The following is a 3661-nucleotide window of genomic DNA, read 5'->3' on the forward strand; positions in this document are numbered from 1 at the left end:
CTTGGCATTAATAACCAGTAATGACCAGGCCTGGCTCAAACGCTTTTTTGAACCACAGAGACACAGCATTATTTGGGCGTTCATCCCGACTCCCTGAACGGTCATCCCGACCGAAGCGGAGGGATCTCATCCGGGCGGATACTGGGCTTTGGGTGAGTGCAAAACCTCACGAGACCCTTCGGCTTCGCTCAGGGTGACAGCATTTTTTGGGCTGTCGCCAGCCGCCTGCGCTAGGCCAGCCACATCAGCGCCAGATAGGGCACCAGACAAAACAGAATAATCGCCAGTTTGTACCCCATCATCCCCGCATAATGCAGTCGGTCAAAGTCACTGACCGTCGTTGAAAACCAGCGACCATGCAGACGAAACAGCCAGTCGTGTGCGCCGATGAACAGCCCCGCCCACAGCAGCAACACACCCCAGTTCAACAGAACACAAAGGCCCAGAAATGTCTGCAATGTTGTTAATGTCACCTTGACCTCCTAGTCATCAAGCGTTGAAGCGTCCTCAGGCGAAACCATGCGATTTTTCAGCGCCGGGCTCAATTGCATAATAAACTCCGGTTGCGGCGTCGCCAGCAAGTACCCTTGCGCATAATCAATGCCCAGCTGCTTGACCAGATCCAGCGTTTCAGTGTTCTCAATAAATTCGGCAATGGTTTTAATGCCCATTGATTTAGCCATGGAGACGGCGCTTTCGACAAACGCCAAATCGATTTTATTTTTCGACATATTGTTGATGAACTCCCCTTCGATTTTTATAAAATCGACCGGAAAACGTTTCAGATACTGGAAGGACGAAAAACCGGAGCCAAAATCATCAATGGCAAAACGGAAGCCCTGCAAGCGCAGCTCGCGCACAAACTTTTCCAGCAAGGCAATGTTGTGTACCGTTTCGCGTTCGGTGATCTCAAACACAATACGATCATGGCTAATGGCATAGGTTTCAGTCAGCGCAATAATGCGTTGAATAAACTCACTGGCCACAATCGCCTTGGGCGATAGGTTGATAAACAAAATCCCTTGATAGCCCCCGGCCTGAATCTGCGCCAGCGCCTTATCAATCAAAATCATATCCATCTGGTTGACCAGCCCCATGTGCTCGGCGGTTTCAATAAAGCGCCCCGCGCTGATCAACTCGCCGTCCTGACGCAATCGCATCAACAGCTCATGCACCTCGATTTCGCCGGTTTCCATGGTGACAATCGGTTGATAATTCGGTTCAATCGGCTCGCCGGTTTCCAAGGATTGCAGAATAAACAGACTCTGGTCATTGGACTCCTTGTAAACCGACACCAAATCCGAGTCATCCGGGTAGGAAATGACGTTTTTGCCGCTGCCCTTGCTGCGATACAGCATATTATCGGCCACCATAAACAGGTCTTCTTTACCCTTAGCGTGATCTGGATACATACTGATTCCGATGGAGCAGGTAATGTGTACCCGATCACCATTCGGTGCGATTAACTCAATGCCATGGGTCGCGTCCTGCACCCCTTGCGCCAAGTGATACACATCATCAAAAGCTGTTTCCGGGAAAATCACGCAAAACTCATCCCCGCCGTAACGGGCAAAAATATCCCCTTCCCGCAATGCCTCTTTCACCGACAACGCAAACGTCCGCAACACTTCATCACCGAACGCATGACCATAACGGTCATTGATCAACTTAAAGTTGTCGAAATCCAGCAACATCAATCCAAAGGCATACCGATGCCGATGCGCCCGCTCCACTTCATACAGCAGCAACTCGTGAAACAGGCGTTGATTAAACAGATGCGTCAAAGGATCACGTGTGGCGTAATACTCCAAATCCTTGGTGAACTTATTGATCGCTTTAATGGAACCGATTACATTGACCAAAGTGGTCAAAATACTCTCCACCACCACCGAACGCGACGATTCTTTCGGCGGCAGCGTCTTCACGCCCAGCCCCACCACGCCACCGATCTTCGGCGTTTCCAGAATCAAACTCTTACTTTGTGTCTGTATGCGTGCTTCCACCTGCAAAGGCTTCGTTGTCGCGTAAGTATGAAGCACTTTAAACACCGAGCCTTTTTCAAAAATCGATACCTGCGCCAAGGTCTCTTTAGCGCTCTCTTCCAGCGCCAGCTCGCTTTCTCGATCCGGCTTGCCCAGCCAGAAAACTTCGATCACATAATGCTCAATGTCATCGGTACGAAACACCACAAACAGACTGTACAAAGGCAGAATCTGATTAATTTCCTCCATCAGCACACAAATGTGCTGCTTCCAATCCTTGACGATTTCTGAGGACAGCACCAGTTTATCCAAAAGCTGAATCTCAAAATCCAGGATGTCACGGTCAATGGCAATGTTCTTGATTTTATCGCCCAGCTGATTCAGGCTGATGTTCAACTGATCAAACTCGGCATAATCAAACACCGACTTATCGTGCGCCAAGTTTTTCAAATCGTCGATCTGATTTATCGACAACACCTGCTGATTCAAATCGTGCACACTGTTAAGCAAGCTTTTGGAAAAGCCACGCCCCACCCAGATCGCCAACAAGACCGGAATCGGCATCAACAACAGCATCCACACCACAAATTCATTGCGTGCCGGTTTCAACACCTGACCAATGTTTTGCTCAATCCCCATAATCCCCAACACAGCCCCCGCCTGCGCCTGAGTGTGACACTGCAAACACGCCTGCTGCGCAATCAACGGCCGAAAACTGCGCACCCAGTCATCGGTTTTCACCTCCATCGGCTGCTGGGTTCGCAACACTTCGCGAAAATAGGGCTGCATCGTCTCAGACACATCCGAGGCCAAATAGCCGAACTGATCGTTAACAATCTGCGAACGATAAATCGAGAACGCCATCTGGTGTTCTTCATACGTCTGCTTCAAATCCGCACGAAACGCCAGCAACTGCTCTCGACTCCACCCTTTACTCATCAGCTGGTACATATTATCGAACGACAACTGGCTAAGCGTTTTCGCATTGGCAACGCTCTGCTGGGTATAACTCTGGGTAAAAATCTGCGAGGCCGCAATCAAGGTAATCGTAAACACCGCCAGCGCGGTGACAATCGCACCGATCAGCATGGTCTGTTTCAGATTCTTCTTTTTCAGTTGGGGCTTGGATTCTGGCTTAGATTCCGGCTTAGATTCCAATTTGGATTCGGGTTTGGATGAATTCACATTCACAGCCTATTTCAAGGTTATAGAGTAACACTCAGGCCGACGAATGAACGGCCAGCGTAAAAACACAGCAAAAGAATCAGTATATTTTGCAATGAGTATAATGCAAGAAAAGACCCCCAACCATCAAATAAAACTTATGCCAAATCAATTTATTTTGGGCGATCCGGACGATCATCCCGACCGAATTGAAGGGATCTCAGCCCGACAAACACCTGTCATCCTGAGCGCAGCCGAAGCATCTCGGGCGGGTTTGCAGTGTTGAACGGTTTACGTTTGTCGGTGGGAGACCCTTCGACTTCGCTCAGGGTGACATCGGTTTTTGACCAGGCCTGGTGAAACCGTTTTTTTAAACCACAGAGGGCATATATGTCTTTGTGGTTAGCTTTCCAGGGTTTGCCAGTCGCATTGCACCAAGTTGCGGGCGTGGTTATTGAAGACTAAGCCGAGTTGGTGGATCTGTTGGCCGGTTTGCTGTTGCGCTTGGTATTTTT

General features: G+C 49.4%; 3 protein-coding genes. 1 reads left to right on the forward strand and 2 read right to left on the reverse strand.

What is annotated here, in order from left to right; genetic code table 11:
- Positions 1–230: 230 nt before the first annotated feature.
- Together ACP5D0_RS10225 and ACP5D0_RS10230 are read right to left on the reverse strand one after the other, a co-directional pair.
- On the reverse strand, positions 231–473 hold the full coding sequence (locus tag ACP5D0_RS10225; RefSeq protein ID WP_472365693.1) for a DUF6868 family protein: 243 nt from the start codon (positions 471–473) through the stop codon (positions 231–233).
- 9 nt (positions 474–482) lie between these two features.
- Positions 483–3167, reverse strand: a complete 2685-nt coding sequence (locus ACP5D0_RS10230) for a putative bifunctional diguanylate cyclase/phosphodiesterase (protein WP_472365695.1) — start codon at positions 3165–3167, stop codon at positions 483–485.
- A 46-nt stretch (positions 3168–3213) separates the two neighbouring features.
- On the opposite strand from ACP5D0_RS10230, the gene ACP5D0_RS10235 reads away from it, so the two are divergent.
- Positions 3214–3432, forward strand: a complete 219-nt coding sequence (locus ACP5D0_RS10235; protein WP_472365696.1) for a hypothetical protein — start codon at positions 3214–3216, stop codon at positions 3430–3432.
- The last annotated feature ends 229 nt before the right edge of the window (positions 3433–3661 follow it).

It is taken from the genome of Hydrogenovibrio sp. (genome assembly GCF_049975065.1).
In the GTDB taxonomy this organism is placed as follows: Bacteria; Pseudomonadota; Gammaproteobacteria; order Thiomicrospirales; family Thiomicrospiraceae; genus Hydrogenovibrio.